Origin of the sequence: Treponema paraluiscuniculi Cuniculi A (assembly GCF_000217655.1) — a bacterium.
In the GTDB taxonomy this organism is placed as follows: domain Bacteria; phylum Spirochaetota; class Spirochaetia; order Treponematales; family Treponemataceae; genus Treponema; species Treponema pallidum.
In genome coordinates this window covers 1,003,190-1,020,004 of record NC_015714.1, presented here as the reverse complement: position 1 = coordinate 1,020,004, position 16,815 = coordinate 1,003,190, and the positions used below count along the sequence as shown (strand labels likewise).

Genomic DNA, 16,815 nt, shown 5'->3' with positions numbered 1-16,815 from the left:
GGCAAGCTGGATTTTTCCAGTCGGTTGTGTGACAATGCGCTGTGGAACCCGCTGTTATTTTGCGTCCCCTTTTGGAAAAAGGTGAGTTAAAGCAGAGTGTGGAGCGTGCGCAACGCGCGCGGTATGTGCTCTATGAGGTACAGGATCAGGGGTTGAACTTTGTTACTGCTTCTGTCCTTGCAGATGTGTCTGCGGTTGAAAAGATGGGGCTTATCCGGAGAACTGGTAAGCTTTTTTCGGATCAGGAGTACTGTGATCTCTTGAACCAAAAGGTATTCACCGTGCATCCGGACATGCGTGGGTCACTAAAAGAGCAAGGGGTGGCTTTTGCGTCTGTAGAAGCGCGCGCGTATGGTCACTGGTATGGCATTTTTGAGGTGGCATTTCCGTGGTTGCCGCTTTCGGTTTTTGAAGATTTCGTCCTCTATCTGCGGGATACAAAAAGTCTGAGCTTGGATGAACAGACGGCAGCGGCGGTGAAGGAGAGTTTTCTTGCGTGTCGTCGCTATTCAGAGCGAGAACTTGATGTGCTTTTTGAACGTGTGCTGTCTGGGGAGTAAGCGCGTGTTCTTTTTTTCTGAACAGGGAGAAGTGATGCTTGTTTTTTGAAAAAAGCGTGAGTCCCGCGTGCAGCCGATGCACATTCAGGCGGGGTGTGCTACTATAGCCGGGACACGGGGAGATCGAGGCGGATATGGAGCGTGTTTCCCTGCACCCGGTTGCCCTGATACTTTATAGAGAGAGGACGGTCGTATGTCTGAGAAGAACCTCGTCATGATAGATGGTAACACCGCAGTGGGGCACGTTGCTCACGCGCTTAGTGAGGTCATTGCTATCTTCCCTATCACTCCCTCCAGTCCTATGGGAGAAATCGCAGACGAATATTCCGCACGGGGGCGCACAAATATCTGGGGTACCGTTCCCACCGTTGTAGAACTTCAGTCTGAGGCAGGCGCTTCGGGGGCTGTTCATGGCGCACTGACGACGGGGGCGCTCTCTTCTACTTTTACTGCTTCTCAGGGATTGCTGCTTATGATCCCGAATATGTATAAGATCGCAGGGGAGCTTACGAGCGCTGTTTTTCACGTTGCTGCGCGCGCTGTCGCCACAAGTTCTCTTTCTATCTTTGGTGATCATCAAGACGTGATGGCGTGCCGCCAGACAGGTTGGGCGCTCCTTGCTTCCAACAGTGTTCAGGAGGCCATGGACACCGCAGTTATTGCTCATGCTGCGACGCTCGAGGCGCGCGTGCCTTTTGTTCATTTTTTTGACGGTTTTAGGACTTCTCATGAGATTCAGAAAATTGAAGAAGTCTCTTATGACGTCATGCGTGCTATGATCGACGACGAACTTGTCCATGCGCACCGCATGCGTGGACTGACTCCCGAAAAGCCAGTGGTCCGCGGCACAGCACAGAATCCTGATGTGTATTTTCAGGTCCGCGAATCAGTGAATAGGTACTATGCGGTTGCGCCCTCCATTGTCCAAAAAGCTATGGACCGCTACGCGGCGCTTACCGGACGCCAGTACCGTCTTTTCGATTACTACGGTGCACCCGATGCAGAGAAGGTGATTGTCATGATTGGCTCCGGCTCTGAGGCCGTTGAAGAGACAGTTGATGTGCTCAATGCTCAGGGAGGAAAGTGTGGTCTAGTCAAGGTGCGCTTGTATCGCCCGTTCAGCGCAGAGTGTTTTGTCAATGCATTGCCCAAAACGGTGCAGGCGATTGCAGTGCTCGATCGAACGAAAGAGCCAGGTTCTCTGGGCGAACCTCTCTATGAGGATGTGCGCACCGCTATCGGCCAGATGCAGAGCCAGAAGAAGTGTCCGTTTACGCATTACCCTCTCGTGCTCGGTGGTCGCTATGGCCTGGGTTCTAAGGAGTTTACGCCCGCGATGGCCAAAGGAGTGTTTGATAACCTCGGTGGGAAGAAGATCCCGAACTTCTCGGTCGGTATAGAGGATGATGTTACGTTCAGCAGCGTAGACTTTGATCCGAACTTTCAGCTTGATGATCAAGATGTGTGTCAGGCGGTGTTCTATGGTCTGGGCTCGGACGGTACAGTGGGCGCGAATAAAAATTCAATTAAGATTATTGGTGAGGCGACGGATAATAACGCGCAGGCTTACTTTGCCTACGATAGCAAGAAGTCTGGTGGTTTTACTATTTCTCATTTGCGTTTTGGAAAGCAGAAGATCCGTAAGCCCTACCTCATTACGCAGGCGGATTTTGTAGCGTGTCATAAGTTTACGTACCTTGAAACCTTTGACATGCTCAAAACGCTCAAGCGTGGAGGGACCTTTTTGCTGAATGCGCCGTACAGTGAGCATGAGGTGTGGCATCACATACCCATAGAAGTCCAGCGTCAGATCATTGAAAAGGAGGTGAAGTTTTACGTCATCGATGCGATTTCTATCGCTCAGAAGGCGGGAATGGGCACACGTATCAATGTGGTGATGCAAACGGCTTTTTTCAAAATTTTTGGTATCTTGCCGGAAGCTGAGGCGATTGACCTGATTAAGAAATTTATACAGAAGACCTACGGCAAAAAGGGTGGGGAGGTTGTACAGAGGAACATCACCACTATCGATATGGCGCTCGCTGGGGTGGGATTGGTGGAGTATCCGGGAGTTGCCGGTAGTTTGGTGACGCGTCGTCCTGCGATGAGTTCCGATGCTCCGGAGTTTGTGCAAAGCGTGTTAGGTACTATTGCGCTCAATCAGGGGGATAGTCTTGGGGTGAGTGCACTACCAGAGGATGGTACCTATCCTACTGGTACCACGCAGTACGAGAAGCGCTGTATAGCCGAGACTATACCCATTTGGGATCCGTCTGTTTGTATCCAGTGTGGTCAGTGCGCTATGGTGTGTCCTCACGCAGTTATCCGCATGAAAGCGTACGATGGTAAGGAGCTCGAGCATGCGCCTTCTAAGTTTGCTTCCTGTGACTACAAAGGCAAGGAATTTGGGGAGGCGAAGTTTACGATTCAGGTTTCCCCAGAGGACTGCACAGGTTGTGGCCTGTGCGTGCAGCAATGTCCGGCAAAAAATAAGGCTGATCCTACGCGTAAGGCTATCAACATGGAAAGTTTTTCCGAGCACCGTGCGGTGGAGTCTGAGAACTGGGCCTTCTTTGTTAAACTGCCCGATCCTGAGGCGAAGAAGCTCAATTTGAGTCTGCCAAAAGGGGCGTCCATGAAAAGACCTCTTTTTGAGTTCTCTGGTGCCTGTCCAGGCTGCGGGGAGACCCCCTACATCCGCTTGATGACGCAGATTGTTGGGGATCGCGCCATTATCGCGAATGCAACCGGATGTTCTTCGATATATGGGGGAAATTTGCCTACAACCCCCTATACGACGCGTCCTGATGGTCGCGGCCCCGCTTGGTCAAATTCTCTTTTCGAAGACGCAGCAGAGTTTGGCTTCGGAATGCGCGTGACTAGTGACAAACTTGCAGAGTATGCCCGCGAGGTTGGACGCAAGTTGCAGGAAAAAGGGGTGGCGGCTGATCTGTTTGCGAGTATTTTTTCTAACCAGCAGGCGGACGATGTTGCAGTGGAAGAGCAGCGTGCCTACGTTAATCAGCTTAAGAAAGTGCTCAGTGAGAGTACTGAACCCCTTGCAAAGGAAATGCTTTCTCTCGTTGACCACCTTATCAAACGCTCGGTGTGGATTTTCGGGGGAGACGGCTGGGCCTATGATATTGGCTACGGTGGTCTAGATCACGTGTTGGCCTCTGGGCGCAATATTACCGTCCTTGTTATGGATACGGAGGTGTATTCCAACACCGGTGGTCAGATGTCGAAGGCCACACCTATCGGGGCCGTCGCAAAGTTTGCCGCGGCGGGGAAGGAGATCAGTAAAAAGGATATTGGTTTGATGGCCATGAGCTACGGGTATGTGTACGTGGCACGTGTCGCGATGGGAGCGAACATGAGTCAAGTGGTCAAGGCGTTTAGAGAGGCTGAAAGTTATGATGGTCCATCGCTTATTGTCGCCTACAGCCACTGTATTAGCCACGGGATTGATATGTCCAAGGGCATGATTAATCAGAAAGAGGCCGTCGCGTGTGGTTTGTGGCCGTTGTACCGCTACGATCCCCGTCGCATTGCGGAGGGAAAAAATCCATTTCAGCTTGACAGTAAGGAACCTGATTTTAAGCTTGCGGATTTCATGTACAAAGAAGTTCGGTTCAAGACGCTTAAGAATGCAAATCCCGAGCGAGCTGAAATGCTGCTCAAGCGCGCAGAAGAGAAGGCGCGGAGACAGTGGCAAGAGTACAAGTACCTTGCGGACCGTCCGTTCTAGGGACCGGGCGCGCACGGTGTCTTTCGTGGGCGAGGAGAGCGCTCAGCGTCTCCCCGTGTGCTGAATGAAGTTCTGCAGGGGTTGGAGGGGCGCCCGTGCAGGACAGTTTGCGCGTCTCTTGTGCGTGTGTTGGTGTTCTCTCGGGGCGTGTTCGTGCGTTCGGGAGAGTACGGAGAGGTCTGGGGGGGTACCGGTCTCTCCTTCCTCTCAGCAGAAGGTCCTGTTCGTTTTTGGAAAAAAGTACTCAGGTCGCGTTCATCTTGTCGATTGCGTCGAGCGGGTGTGCGAGGCCTGGCGCATGCGCGCGCGAGTGGTGGAGTACGGGGATTTGACGCGCCTCTCGGCCTTGCCGCGCATGAAGGTTGTGCTCGAGGCCGTGCATGAAATGCGGCCTGATGCGGTTGTCAGTTTGGGATTGCCTGTAGGAGGTGGTAAGTACTTGCTCACGGTGAAACGCGAGCGTGCGCAAACGCTTATCGTTTCTCTTTTGCCTGAGGAAGAGGTGCTTCCTATGCAAGCAGGTAGCGATATTCTCGTGGATTTCCAGGTAAAAGAAGATTCTCTAGAAGGAGTGGCGGAGGTTTCAAATACAGAAGCGGAGCTCCAGTCGCTCCTGCGTGCAGCATGTGAAATCGTGCGCAGAAGGGGTGTCGCGCGTCGAGCACATGCAAGTCCTCTGCAGGAGTTCAGAGGGGCATTTGCGAATGTCACTGATACCCTTCGGGAACAGGGTGTTTTTTCCTCCGACTACGCTATGGAATGCTACGTAGACCCGGAGACGGGTGTGCGTGCCTACAATCATGTGTTGCTGTCAAAACGGGTAGAAACGTTCAGATTTGTGCGTTCGTATGGTGGCGGTCCGGGAAGGAGCGTACACGAAAGGGATAGAATGTGAATACGCTTGAGATGACTGCACCGGGAGTGATAGGGGGTCGGGAGTCGATTGCCTCATTGCATATGCTGTCTTGTGCGTGTTTGTTGCTGGTTTCCGATACGCACGGCAGCGCGGAGGCCTTGACCGCGGTGGTAGATCAGTTTGGTTCTTGTGCAGATGCCCTTCTTTTTGCAGGAGACGGGATTGGGGATGTGTTGTATCTCTGCCAAAGGGGACGACGTAATCGTGTGCTGAGGGAGCGTATTCCAGGTGTTATTTTTATGGTTGCAGGAAATTGTGATCGTGCTTCGCACATACCCTTATGTGGACGTATCCAGGTGGCAGATGTTACGCTCTTTCTAGCGCACGGTCACACCCATTCGGTGAATGTGAACGATAGTGTGCTCGTTTCCCAAGCACTGCAGGCGTGTTGTAGTATTGCGGTGCATGGACATACCCACGTGCAAAGGGCGTGTGTAAGTAGCCGCGTGCTTATAATCAATCCGGGTAGTCTCGAGCATGCGCGAGGAAACTCGCACGCAGGATTTGCTCTGTTGCACGTAATGAATAGCGCACACACACGCACGGTGTTCTACCGGACGCGGCGGCAGGGGCATAGATATCTTTTTGAGGAAACGGTGCCACGCGTGTAAACTGTAGGTAGTTCTTGAAAATAACGAAGAGTTGGTTGCATATGTCTCACCCGGCAGTGCGTTGCATGCGAGGTTCACACGGGTATCCAAAACGCGTGGTCGGCTGCTTTGTGCTCGCTGCACTCTCCTTTTGAAAGGCAGCGCGCCTTTTAAAATAGCGTTTGGTGCGAGGTGGAGAAGTGTGAGTCGCAGCCGTATGAAATTTTTATTACAATTGGGTTTGTGGGCTAGCGTATGAAGTGGGATTGGGCAGCGAATATTTTTTCTTTGCTTATGGGGAAAAGCTGGCAGCGGCAACGCGCACGCGCCTCTATGCTGCAGATGTCGTACGCTGATTATGCTGTGTGTTTCGATCAGGGAATTGGAAGCTACATGGTGCACCGTACCGATATTGTATGGGTCGAGGCGCGCGCACTCCCTTCTCATATTTTCTCGATGATCTCGCAGCATGACGATTACAACTATTTTCCTGTGTGTGCTCGTACGATCGACGCAGTCGTGGGCTATTTTTCTGTGCAACGGTATGTGCGCGTATGTCTTGAAATGGAACGGAGCGCGGGAGCCTCTCGTGAGCAGGATGAGCAAGAGTCTGTTGCAAGCGCATTGCATGTTCACATGGAGGGTCGGCGGCACGCTCATGCAAAAGGACAGGGGGTGTGGATCGCAGATCCGGTGGTAGCGCGTATAGTGCAGCAGCCGATTTTTGTACCTGAGGTAATAAGTGTGCGTAAGCTGTTGCATCTTTTTCAACAGATGCAGGCTCAGATGGCGTTTGTAATTGACGAGTACGGAGGGATTGAGGGAATGGTAACGCGTGATGAGTTGATTATGCGTTGCGTTCAGGAGTATGCGCGTGCCGATGGGATCAATAGTGAGGATTGTTTTCAGAACCCTGACGGTAGCTGGATCGTTAGCGGATGGATGAATTTAAACGAAATGTATCGTCTCGGGGTTCTGGCGCGGACGACGCGGCCACACACGGGTGTACACACGATCGCCGGTTATGTGCTGAGCATACGCAATCGAATCCCGCGTGTAAAAGGACAGTTAAATGCAAACGGATGCCGATTTACCATCTTGAAAATGGACGGCAGGCGCATCGATCGGCTCCTGGTTGAGCGGGAGCACCCCGTCCCCTCTAAGAGCGGGGAGGTCTCCTCAAAGGGAGGGGGAAAAGAGACGGGCGACCCGCTATCGTCCCCCCGCTTTGCCAAAAACAGAAAAAATGGGCCAGGTCTGAAATAGAGGAACTCCTGGGCAATACTGGGATCGAACCAGTGACCCCAAGCGTGTCATGCTTGTACTCTAACCAGCTGAGCTAATTGCCCTAACGAAACCGGGGCCGAGCGTAACGGGAATGCGCCGGACGTGTCAAGCGCTCTTATGGGCGTGAAGCAGTTGCCTGACAGAACCAGTTTCTTTGTGTTACGATAAACGCATGGGACCTTCGCGCGCTCACGTGCACCGAATGGCGAAAAAACTGTTTAAGAAGATGCGCTTTACCCCGCGTACATCGGTTTCTGCTTTGCGTGCGGGGTATGATGACTTTTTTTATGTGCCGTATGTGCCCAATGGGGTGGATGTTTCCTGTGAGGTATTGGCTAATATCGAAACAGATGTGTTGAGCCCGCGGTTCCTAATGGTTGGCCATGCAGTGTTGTACGCACATGGTGGATTTTTTATAAGTGGTTCTCCTATGGCTTCTCGTGCGCTCTGTGCGTCTTTAGCGGATGAAGTCGGCGCGAAGTTTTATATTCCTGCATATCAGCTTGCGCCCGAGCATCCTTTTCCTGCTGCACTAGAAAATATGTATGATGCGTATGTAGCACTTATTGATCAGAAGAAATTTCGTCCTGAAGATATTATCTTCAGTGGGGATGGAGCAGGTGCAGGGTTGATGCTTGCACTGACGCACTATTTAAAACAGAAGGGGCTGGTGTGTCCGCGCGCTTTGGCGCTTATTTCTCCTTGGGTTGATTTAACTGAGGATCGGTTTGCAGGGGAGGGAGTTAAGAAGAAAGAACTCCTGTTGACGCGCGATATGTTCCGCTACTGTGCGTTGCAGTACACGTACGCGGATAATTTTCGCAATTCACTGGTTTCCCCCCTTTTTGGGAATTTTGGAGATTTCCCTCCGGTGTTTGTGCAATGTGGGGAGCAAGAGTTGTTCCACACAGACGCATGTGCGCTTGCGCAGATGCTTGAAGGGGCGGGGGTACAAGTGACCCTAGACGTGTGGCCGGGGATGTGGCACCTGTTTCAGTCGATGGAAAGTGTGTCGCCGTGTGCGCACATAGCGGTTGCGCGTATGGGGGCGTGGGCGCATCAAATGCTGGAGTCTCCTGCTATTGCAGTGCAATCACTAGAGCTCAGATAAAGAAACGCACCGCGCGGTGGCGCACAGTTCCAATTCGTTCTGCGCTTATTGCGGTGCAGATGAGGGCGTTTAGGGTATCCAGCGTTGTGGCAATGCTTCCAACAAAAAATGCAGCAGGGCGGATGACAAGGTATCCGCTTCCAAAACCTCGTCCGTACCACGCGCATATTGACGCAAGCGCAATAAGGACCCCTCCTGTGGGAAAGCGTCCTAAGAAAATGGAGAGAAATGATGCAGCAGTTATAATCCACAGCGCATCGAAGAAGCCGATTCCCAGATGGGAATATGACTTTAATATTAGGGCAAAGCTCATCGTGATTGCGCACGCTGACCCGGCCCTGCCAAAGATCGAAAAGATAGAGAGCAGCACCGTTGCAGTTGTGCGTTGCACCCCTATACTTTCCTCTGCGTGATAGAGCAAGACAGGGAGCGTTGCGTGCGCGTTTTGCGAAAAGAACGCCGTGCTCATTGGTGCCAATGCTGCATACAGTACTCGATACGGATTGACTTCAGGGCACATAATTTTAATAAGGGCAGGATAGAGCACGCTGCAGATAAAAATTGCTGTCAGTGTCAGTAGGATTACAAGGTCAGTGAACACCCCAGTAGAAAGGAGTGGTCGAAACCTAAACAGCCAGTGCGCAGAAAGTGCAATAAATCCAATAGACAGCATGTCTACGAAGAAGACCATCACGGTGTGTGCGACGCGCGTTAGTGACTCAAAAAGCGCGAGTACGGGTTTTGCCGCGACACGATCGACTGCGCAGCCGGCGCCGACGAAACTGGCAAATACGCAGAGAGGGAGAAGATAATCACCATTTGTGAATACTTCAAAACTACTTGCAGGGAACAATTGCAAAAAAAAGGTGCGGATTTGAAAACCTGGATTCTGCGGCGTGCCGGTGGCAAAAATGGGAATACGCGCAGGTCGGTACACGAGTACCGAGAATAGTCCTACCAAAGAAAGGCTAAATGCGGTGGCAACACATGCACCTATGCTGATAAGGGTAGTACGCAGGAGTAGGCGTTCTCGACGCATCTCAAAAATACTGACACTGAATCCAAAAAAAATAACTGGATAAAGCATGTAACTCCCAGCGGATACAACCCATTCTGAAATGGTCTGCATGAGCGGCGCGCTGAGCGTTTCTGGGATAGTGTAGGCTACCAGTGCACCAATGCAACTGCCGACAAAAAATTTGAGCCAAATTTTCATGCGGCGGAGTGTAAGTTAATCACTAAAAGGCTGTCAACGAGATGGCCTTTCCCCACCGTTTGCGATCTTCTTTGAAAAAGCATTGACAATAGATTGTTCCCCGAGGGCGTGCAATCAGATACAATCAGACCCGCGATGCTGTACCGTAAACCCATTACTGTCTGTCTTGCCTCCTGTTCTGTGCAAGAAACGCACGGTAGTGCGTGCGACGTTTCTTCCATAGCGTATGATTCACGCGCAGTGCGTGAGGGTTCGGTTTTTTTTGCGTTGCGTGGTACGCATGCGCACGGCGCGCAGTACATCCACGCAGCAATTGATGCCGGCGCCTGCGCAATTGTGCATGATTGTCCATTAGATACGTATGTCGTCGGCGTGTACTATGCTCGTGTACCAGATGCACGGTGTGCGCTTTCTAGTGCTGCTGCAGCTTTCTACGATTTTCCTACGCGTGCTTTGACAGTTATCGGGGTCACTGGCACGGAGGGTAAAAGCAGCACGGTTAGTTTCATTGCGCAGCTTTTGCGTTTATGTGGTAAACGAGTTGGTTTTATCTCTACCGTGGAGTATTCGTTAGGAGATGATATTCTCCCGAACGCGGAGCATCAAACCACACCGGAGTCGCTAACAGTACAGCGGCTCCTCGCTGAGATGCGGGAGCACAGCTGTGAATTTGCAGTAATTGAAGCGTCGTCCCACGGGCTTTCCACACGTACGGCACGTTTGCAGGATGTTGCATTTGATGTGGCAGTATGTATGAACGTACGCCATGAACATTTAGAATTTCATGGTTCGTTTGAACAATATCGCTTTGATAAAGCAAATGTATTTCGTGCGCTAGATGCGCATGATCACATAAAAGACGGACGGCGCGTTCCTTCTTTTGGAGTACTCTGGGCGGAAGACGCATCGGCTGTGTATTTTCGCGAAGCGACGCACAAACCCTGTTTTTTCTTTAAGAGAGGAACCGGCGCTGAGCAAAGGACAGCAGCCTGCCTGGAAAGGATGCCGTGTACCCTGCTATTGGTGCAAACACTTCCTCAGATATCTCAGGCCTTGCGATTAAGGTTTGTGTTGTCAACTGTTCAGGAACCTGCACAACCAGCACAGGACGGAGCACATGATGTATCGGTGCCGCTTGAAGGAGCTTTCAATGCTTGTAATATAGCAGCGTCTTTTCTTGTACTGCATGGATTACTTGGTACGTCGCTTGCGGCTTTTGCACAGCACGTGCAGTACGTCCAGCCAATCCAGGGGAGAATGCAGCGTGTGGATATGGGACAGGATTTTGAGGTACTCATTGACTATGCGCATACACCCTCTTCCTTCGAGGAGATTTTGCCACCGCTTGCAGCGCGTGTGCGCGCGCGTAAGAGGCGCATGTTGGTATTGTTCGGCTCGGCCGGGGAGCGGGACACGCAAAAGCGTGCAATGCAAGGGGCAATTGCCTCTCGTTATGCGCACGTAATTGTGCTCACAGATGAGGATCCGAGAGGAGAGGATCCAATGGGTATTCTGTGCATGATTGCGGCAGGTTGTGAGCACAAGAAATTGGGTAAAACCCTGTTTCTGATTCCGGATCGTGTCGCTGCTCTGCGGCACATATTCTCTCTTGCGCGTGCGCAGGACCTTGTGCTGCTGCTGGGTAAGGGGCATGAGCATTCAATTATTTATGCGCACACCGTGCAACCGTATGATGAAGAACGTACGGCGCGTGAATTATTACGTGCCAGCTTATCCTCTGACACCTTACTATCCTAGTTCGTCTGGATGCCGGTGTGCACATCGCGTAGCTTACAGGGTGGAAAGGTAGATACTCACTTTCCCCTGCATGTGCTACACTCCGTCGCCTGTGATGTGTGAGGAGATGCGGTGAATAAGCGAGACTTTCCCAGGATTCATTTTTATGATCAGGATTTTGTTGACATCTATGATCGCACGTGGGCTTGGATAAAGGAGTATTGGCTGTCTGCTTCGGGGGAGAAAAACACAAGCGAATCGTTTTTTGTGTTTCCAGAAAAAGACGGATTAATTATCAGTCAGCATGAAATCATATTTGCGTCCTTTTTCTTCGTGTATTCGAACCGGAACTATGACATCACGCAGTGTCTTGATTTTTTCTATGCAATGCAGGAGGAGTCCGGCGCTATTCGTTGGAAGTATCATCTTGCAAGCAAAGAGCCAGTTTTGCCTCGCGCCAATCCTGAGGGTATTGGCATGCCTCTTTTTGCCTGGGCAGAGTTTAATCTCTTTCATAAAACTGCAAATAAAAAACGAATTAAAGAGATCATGCCCGTGATGGTGCGCTATATGAAGTGGATTGAAACACAGTTTAGAAGGAGTAACGGACTCTATAGGGTTCCTCTTGCTGCTACGGAGATGGGAAACTCTCCACGTAAAAAAGCTGCCTATCTGGTAGATTTTAACTCTGCCTTGGCCGTGAGCGCTTTTTATCTTTCTGCACTCGGCGATATTATCAACGATAAGGAGCTGAGCTTTCAGTATAAGCGGGTATATTTTACCCTAAAGACACGTATTAATAATTTTATGTGGAACGCGAGTACTGGCTTTTACCACGACCTCGACGCTTCCGGGCAGCAGCTTCCGCATAAGACTATTGCTGGCTTCTGGCCTATGCTTGGGGAGATACCGAATGAAGACAAGGCAGAGCGCTTGGCAGAGCATCTGGTGAATCCTCACACGTTTGGGCTGGACCATCCGATTCCGAGTTTGTCTGCAGATGAAGCAGAGTTTGATGAGCGGGGGATGGGGTACCGCGGGAGCGTATTCCCTCCCTTGAACTTTGTGGTGATTAAGGGGTTGGAGCGATATCAACGCTGGGATCTTGCGCGGGAGTGTTCTATCCGTCATCTCTATTATGTGTTGGATGCTTTGCAATTGAACGATCAAACAAAGCGTGGGGTTCTGTGGGAAGCGTATCTGCCTACGCGTGAAGGTCCTGCACAATGGCCAGGGAAAGAAGGATTTCCGCGCAGGCAATATCTTGCGTACGCTGCGCTTTCTACTATCACGCTTATGATAGAAAACGTTATCGGTCTTTCCATCAGTTTGCCGCGCAAAACAGTGCACTGGATTATCCCTAACCTGGAGGTGATGGGCATTGAGAATTTGAGCTTGAAACGGAATCTCATTACGATTCTCTCTTCAAAAAGTGTGCGGGGGTGGGAAGTCCATATGGAAAGCGAGAAACTTTACTATTTTACCCTCAACATCCTTGGACAGAAAAAGAAGACGCTCCCAATCCCCTCGGGGAAATGCTCAATGCTCGTCGATAAGTTATAGTGCGATAAGAAATGTTTTACGGCGCGTGGGTGCTGCGCGACGTACTGCGTTTTCTCCAGTGGCGGAGAAAGTTCTGCTAGCCCTTAGTCCAGAGAAGATGGGGTGCGGCTGAGGAGCTTAAGAAAGAAATCAAGTTCTGCACGTACACGGCAGAGGAAATTATATTCTAAATATTCTGCGCGCTCTCCATCGGGAAAATGCAAGTAGAGGTAGTCGCTTCTCCGTATGAGCGCGCGGATAACGTCTTGGTTAGAAGGTGTAGCCGTGGTGAGCATGTGCTTGAGTTGGAGCAACGCTGCGCGCTCTGTGGTCAATAGTTCTTTTACGCGTAGACAAAAGTCCTCTGCAGGTTTTTGAGAAAACGCAAAGGATGTCTGTGCGTCTTGTGTGTGCAAAATGGGTACATGCGTCCTATGTCTGCGCGTACAGCAGTGGGTGATGATCTCACACGCCTGTGCGTGCGAGACTGTGTGTGATGTGGTAAGAGCAAGACCTTCTTGGTCTAGATCGTAAAGGTGCGGGTGCTCAGCGCAGAGGGTACGATAAGCGTGTGCATAGTGCACAAGGTTGGGGATACTTTGTACCGCGTATCTTTTCCCCTTAAGGGAGCGTATCCCTTCTGGGAACAGCGCACAGTCCGGATATAGGCTATGGAGGCGCGTTGTGCTGTGATACAGTCTTTGTACTGGAGCACTTCCCCTCGCATGGGTAAATCCCTTGTTCCATGAAAAATTTAAACCGGTGTGAAAAATAGGAACTCCCTTTTTTCTCAATCGGAGTGCAAGTTGCAACGCGGCGAGTCCTACTGATCCACTAGGATGAATGGAAAGCGGCACGACGCCCGCATTCTGCGCACGTTTGATAAATGCGGCATGAGTGTACGGGGTGAAAAAGAAGTGTGTAGGCACGTTCGCTGCACGCACCGCACGGGGAAATGCGCTTAAATCCGCAAAAAGCGCAACGGTGCGCGGGAGTGCACCTATGAATGCTTGTTCAATCCAGAACTGTGATTCTAATAAGACAACTGCATCTGGGACAATGTCAGGTAACAGTGCGTTGCACGCCACATCTACGGCAAGTAAAAAGATGGTGTCCTTCATGCGGGCACAAAAAGAACGGCAGGCATCCAGCGCAGGACCGGCACCTACGATAAGGAGTGGTTTGTCTATACTCTGGGGAACAAGGTGGTGTATGTGCGAGGGATTTTGTAATTGCGTAATATAATTTGAGAATATATTGCGCGCATAATTCCTTCCTGAATGGATGAGTGTAATCTTATTGATCCAAAAGGTGTCGATGAGAGTGCGTATGCTTTGCTCGCTTTCGTCATAAAAATCCCGGTACTGCGCATATGCGCCGGATCCCGCAATTTTCAGTATCTGTTTGAAAGGGAAGCGGGTGAGACGTTCCACGGTATGCAGCACTTGGGTGATGTGTGTGGTGTGTAACACGTACACATTCTGTGCGGTGATAAGCTGGCGCGGAGCGTGCTGCATAAAAAGGTGCATAAGCTGCAGGTCACATTCAAGACAGAGGAGAAATGAGGAAGGAGGCATACGAGTAAGAAGCGCACATAGGCCGTGGCCAAGCACTGGCGCGCAACAAAGTACAAGGGTATGCGGCTTGACCGCTAAGCGCGCCACGGCGCGCTCATGCGCATCCTGTGCGCGATACTTTGAGTAAAGGTAGGTGTTGCGGTAAAGAACGGTGAAGCCGTTTTGTGTCTTGATAAGACGCGGCGGGAGCGAGGGAACGTCGCCACGCACGCCAGCGACGTCAGATGTACCCATAGAAGGGAAACGCACTCACAGCCGCGCCACGCACAGGGCTAGCGCCGAAAGATACTGTCAAATGTATCCTTAAATGAGGGATGAGCCAGGATAGTATCTACGACTGATTCCTGTGCCCATGGCATCTTTGCCGTGTTTAGCAGCGCAAGCGGGTAGCCCGGGTACCAAGTGCGCACATGATGTGCATAGCTGTCTCCGGTAGTAGCGAGCACTGATTCGTCCACTGACTTTTCCTCGTGTAACTGGAGCAGTACTACGGAACTATCAAGAATAAGTGGGTCAGACACCTGCCCGGGGAGAAGGGCGAACGCGGTGGAAAAAAATTTCTCGTCATATGCAATCCGCGCTAACGGGGGGTCGGACTGGCGCGGAAGGGCAGGGAGCACGTCGACATTTCCGAAATTAATGGGAAAGGAACGACTCGTATGCACGTCTAAGTTAAGGCTCTGTGCGGCGGCGGTGAATCCACCCTGTTTCGCCCGGGTAGAAAAGGTATGTGCTTCCTCCTCAAGGAAACGTTCGATGGTGCCCCGCTCCACACGAGCCATGTGTGCGAACACGCGCTCCCGCGTTGCTGCGTCACTAAAGTCCGGAGCGCTAGGTTCAGCGTCGGTGCGCACGACGGCAAAACCGCGCTCTATCTTCACTACGGGACTCAAGGCTCCCACCGCCGTGCGGAGCACCGTGTCCAAGTCCTGCGCGTCGGGAAAGAATTCGTTCACATCACTCCGATAGGAGTGGGTCATTTTTCCGGTAGCATCGGTACCAACTTTGGTGGAGCCAGTAGCGACAGCGTCTTCAAAAGACAATTCCCGTCTCTCTAGAGCGCGTGCCGTGCGGCGCGCGTCCTCTTCCGAGGAGTAGGTGAGCAAGGAAAGGTGATGCAGGGTAAAAAGGTGGGCATGCTCTTTCCCGTACGCGCTGACGCGTTCAGCGGGAAACCGCTCTTCGCCCAAAACGACGTAACGGAAGCTACGTTCCTTCTTCGCCATGTCCTGAACAAAGCGCAGTTCTCGGCTATTGAGCTTAAGGCCCCCGCGTCCTGTCTCTTTTCCAAAGAGGTGGTAAAGGTACTGATCGGAAAGGAGCGAGTCGCGCATCTTTTTGCGCTGAGAAAGCCGGACATGTTCAGGGGTGCCCTGATAGCGCTGCGGCGAGTAAGTACCGTCAGCGTCAGCGTAAAAGGAGAGCACCTCCCGATCTAGCAGCTCCTCGCTGAGGGTAAAGCCGCTTTGCTTTGTTTGCTCGGTTCCCGCAAGCTGGACAACCGCGGCGCGAAAGGCAGCACGTAAGACACGACGATCCATCCCCTCGCGTTCCTGAGCGTCCTTGGGGTACAAGCCATAGCGCTCCGCAGTCTGTGCAAGCGCAGAGTACTGCTGGGAAAAAAGACTATCAGGGGCATTGGTGAGCGCGACCCCTCCCCAGGAACCGAGTCGTACGTGGCCGTGCCCTCCCCCGCTGAGAGCAGGGAGAAACACGAACATGAGCGCCGCCACCGCCAACACCACGCAGCCGCCCGTCGAGGCAAGCGCCCCCCTGCCGAAGTAGAACGATTTCATGGACTGCGCAAGTGTGGCACAGTGGAACTGCCCCTGTCAACACCCGCGCCGCGCAGCGGGTGCTTCGGCTCAGATCCAGTAATCCGTATCACATGAGGATCAAGCAACTGCGTCGGTGTTCTGACGTACCGCGGTGATAAAGCCTGTGCGCCTGCAGAGATCGAAAAGGGATTGGTGAATGTGCACTTCGTGCACTTTTTTGTACCCGTCTCGGTCACGGCAAATGCGAATGATATACCCATCCTCTGTTTGACTTACGATGGAGCAATGTGAAGTCTCTCCCGGATCGCTTTTGATGCTGTACTGCTGCATAAATCCCCCGTCCCGATCTCGGCAGACTGTGGTATTTCGGTAAGAAATTTTATGCTTTTGTGTGTTCGCTTGCACTGCATCCCGGAAAAATAAGAACGCGCTGTCTTGCCTCCCTGATACCGGATATAATGCTTCCCTCGCGTGGCTTGGACGCGTGGAGGAGGATGTAGGGTATGTCAATCGTGCTGCAGGGAGTTGCCGCAGGTTCTGTGCTTTTTTCCCTTCTGTGCCCGGTACAGCAACTGAGCGTTCCTGCGCTGCTTGCTGCTCTTGCAGGAGCGGCATTCTCGTGTGTGCTGTGCGTCGCAACGTATGTGCTAACGGTGCGCCAGCGTGCTGGCGCTTTTGGCGTCGTGCGTAAATGCATTGAATACACACCCTTTGTGCTGATGGCGTGCTTTGTCCTCTCCCGCGCGTATGCGC

12 protein-coding genes and 1 tRNA gene are annotated in these 16,815 nt (G+C 51.9%); 8 read left to right on the top strand and 5 right to left on the bottom strand.

Annotated features, from left to right (window positions below):
• Positions 1-41: 41 nt before the first annotated feature.
• The 5 genes from TPCCA_RS04605 to TPCCA_RS04585 all read left to right on the top strand — a co-directional run bounded on the left by TPCCA_RS04605 (position 42) and on the right by TPCCA_RS04585 (position 7,080).
• Entirely contained in the window at positions 42-560 is a 519-nt protein-coding gene (locus tag TPCCA_RS04605) for a hypothetical protein (RefSeq protein ID WP_010882384.1), read from the top strand.
• 193 nt (positions 561-753) lie between these two features.
• Positions 754-4,308, top strand: a complete 3,555-nt coding sequence (gene nifJ, locus TPCCA_RS04600) for a pyruvate:ferredoxin (flavodoxin) oxidoreductase (RefSeq protein ID WP_013945506.1) — start codon at positions 754-756, stop codon at positions 4,306-4,308.
• 298 nt (positions 4,309-4,606) lie between these two features.
• Positions 4,607-5,203, top strand: coding sequence for a hypothetical protein (locus TPCCA_RS04595; protein ID WP_245522122.1), 597 nt, complete (start codon positions 4,607-4,609; stop codon positions 5,201-5,203).
• On the top strand, positions 5,200-5,835 hold the full coding sequence (locus TPCCA_RS04590) for a metallophosphoesterase family protein (protein ID WP_013945504.1): 636 nt from the start codon (positions 5,200-5,202) through the stop codon (positions 5,833-5,835). Before TPCCA_RS04595 ends, TPCCA_RS04590 begins: the two co-directional genes overlap by 4 nt.
• A gap of 234 nt (positions 5,836-6,069) precedes the next feature.
• The gene (locus TPCCA_RS04585) at positions 6,070-7,080 is read left to right on the top strand and encodes a transporter associated domain-containing protein (protein WP_013945502.1); all 1,011 of its coding nucleotides are present in this window, start codon (positions 6,070-6,072) and stop codon (positions 7,078-7,080) included.
• A 9-nt stretch (positions 7,081-7,089) separates the two neighbouring features.
• On the opposite strand, the gene TPCCA_RS04580 is transcribed toward TPCCA_RS04585, so the two are convergent.
• A tRNA-Val gene (locus TPCCA_RS04580) sits at positions 7,090-7,163 on the bottom strand.
• A gap of 110 nt (positions 7,164-7,273) precedes the next feature.
• On the opposite strand from TPCCA_RS04580, the gene TPCCA_RS04575 reads away from it, so the two are divergent.
• Positions 7,274-8,212: an alpha/beta hydrolase gene (locus TPCCA_RS04575; RefSeq protein WP_041610012.1), complete on the top strand. Its 939-nt coding sequence runs from the start codon at positions 7,274-7,276 to the stop codon at positions 8,210-8,212.
• Here TPCCA_RS04575 and TPCCA_RS04570 read toward each other — a convergent pair.
• Entirely contained in the window at positions 8,205-9,428 is a 1,224-nt protein-coding gene (locus TPCCA_RS04570) for a dicarboxylate/amino acid:cation symporter (protein ID WP_013945500.1), read from the bottom strand. The genes TPCCA_RS04575 and TPCCA_RS04570 overlap by 8 nt on opposite strands.
• A 135-nt stretch (positions 9,429-9,563) precedes the next feature.
• On the opposite strand from TPCCA_RS04570, the gene TPCCA_RS04565 reads away from it, so the two are divergent.
• A complete protein-coding gene (locus tag TPCCA_RS04565) occupies positions 9,564-11,186 on the top strand; it encodes a UDP-N-acetylmuramoyl-L-alanyl-D-glutamate--2,6-diaminopimelate ligase (protein WP_013945499.1) in 1,623 nt (540 codons plus the stop codon).
• Positions 11,187-11,297: 111 nt separating this feature from the next.
• Positions 11,298-12,728: an MGH1-like glycoside hydrolase domain-containing protein gene (locus TPCCA_RS04560; RefSeq protein ID WP_013945498.1), complete on the top strand. Its 1,431-nt coding sequence runs from the start codon at positions 11,298-11,300 to the stop codon at positions 12,726-12,728.
• Between the two features lie 83 nt (positions 12,729-12,811).
• Here TPCCA_RS04560 and TPCCA_RS04555 read toward each other — a convergent pair whose 3' ends face one another.
• The 3 genes from TPCCA_RS04555 to TPCCA_RS05680 form a co-directional block, all read right to left on the bottom strand.
• The gene (locus tag TPCCA_RS04555) at positions 12,812-14,518 is read right to left on the bottom strand and encodes a 6-hydroxymethylpterin diphosphokinase MptE-like protein (protein ID WP_245522120.1); all 1,707 of its coding nucleotides are present in this window, start codon (positions 14,516-14,518) and stop codon (positions 12,812-12,814) included.
• 38 nt (positions 14,519-14,556) lie between these two features.
• Positions 14,557-15,327 (bottom strand): hypothetical protein, encoded by a 771-nt coding sequence (locus TPCCA_RS05755; protein WP_193386047.1) that lies wholly within the window; start codon positions 15,325-15,327, stop codon positions 14,557-14,559.
• Positions 15,328-16,179: 852 nt separating this feature from the next.
• Positions 16,180-16,770, bottom strand: a complete 591-nt coding sequence (locus TPCCA_RS05680) for a hypothetical protein (RefSeq protein ID WP_245522119.1) — start codon at positions 16,768-16,770, stop codon at positions 16,180-16,182.
• Positions 16,771-16,815 lie beyond the last annotated feature (45 nt).

What these genes read in the sequence shown, in the direction of transcription:
- nifJ (WP_013945506.1), top strand. Translation starts at nt 754, where the DNA reads ATGTCTGAGAAGAACCTCGTCATGATAGATGGTAACACCGCAGTGGGG.
- TPCCA_RS04595 (WP_245522122.1), top strand. Translation starts at nt 4,607, where the DNA reads ATGCGCGCGCGAGTGGTGGAGTACGGGGATTTGACGCGCCTCTCGGCC.
- TPCCA_RS04585 (WP_013945502.1), top strand. Translation starts at nt 6,070, where the DNA reads ATGAAGTGGGATTGGGCAGCGAATATTTTTTCTTTGCTTATGGGGAAA.
- TPCCA_RS04575 (WP_041610012.1), top strand. Translation starts at nt 7,274, where the DNA reads ATGGGACCTTCGCGCGCTCACGTGCACCGAATGGCGAAAAAACTGTTT.
- TPCCA_RS04570 (WP_013945500.1), bottom strand. Translation starts at nt 9,428, where the DNA reads ATGAAAATTTGGCTCAAATTTTTTGTCGGCAGTTGCATTGGTGCACTG.
- TPCCA_RS04565 (WP_013945499.1), top strand. Translation starts at nt 9,564, where the DNA reads ATGCTGTACCGTAAACCCATTACTGTCTGTCTTGCCTCCTGTTCTGTG.
- TPCCA_RS04555 (WP_245522120.1), bottom strand. Translation starts at nt 14,518, where the DNA reads ATGGGTACATCTGACGTCGCTGGCGTGCGTGGCGACGTTCCCTCGCTC.